This window comes from Streptantibioticus parmotrematis, from assembly GCF_019890615.1.
Taxonomy (GTDB): Bacteria; Actinomycetota; Actinomycetes; order Streptomycetales; family Streptomycetaceae; genus Streptantibioticus_D; species Streptantibioticus_D parmotrematis.
Genome location: NZ_JAINVZ010000066.1, coordinates 1 through 601, shown reverse-complemented (window position 1 = coordinate 601; position 601 = coordinate 1). Strand labels below are relative to the sequence as shown.

Annotated in this window: 1 pseudogene; it reads left to right on the top strand. The window is 68.9% G+C overall.

What is annotated here, in order from left to right:
* Positions 1–601, top strand: a pseudogene (locus K7472_RS32255) (2-oxoacid:acceptor oxidoreductase subunit alpha); the annotation flags it as partial.

Below are 601 nucleotides of genomic sequence, written 5' to 3'. Positions count from 1 at the left end.
GTCACCACCACTTCCGGGCCTGGGGTGGCGTTGAAGTCGGAGACGATCGGGCTGGCGGTCTCGCTGGAGCTGCCGCTGCTGGTCGTCGACATCCAGCGCGGCGGCCCCTCGACAGGCCTGCCGACCAAGACGGAACAGGCCGACCTGCTACAGGCGATGTACGGCCGCAACGGCGAAGCACCCGTACCGATCGTCGCTCCGGCCACCCCCGGCGACTGCTTCACCGCCGCCCTGGAAGCCGCCCGCATCGCGCTGACCTACCGCACACCCGTCTTCCTGTTGTCGGACGGGTATCTGGCGAACGGCTCCGAACCGTGGCGGGTACCGGAACTGGACGAACTCCCCGATCTGCGGGTGCAGTTCGCGACTGGGCCGAATCATGACGGGGAGTTCTGGCCGTATCTGCGGGATCCGCAGACGTTGGCGCGGCCGTGGGCGGTGCCGGGCACACCGGGGCTCGAGCACCGGATCGGGGGGATCGAGAAGCAGGACGGCACCGGGAACATCTCCTACGACCCGGCCAACCACGACCTGATGGTCCGCACCCGCCAGGCCAAGATCGACGGTATCGCCGTCGAGGACATCACCGTGGACGACCCCG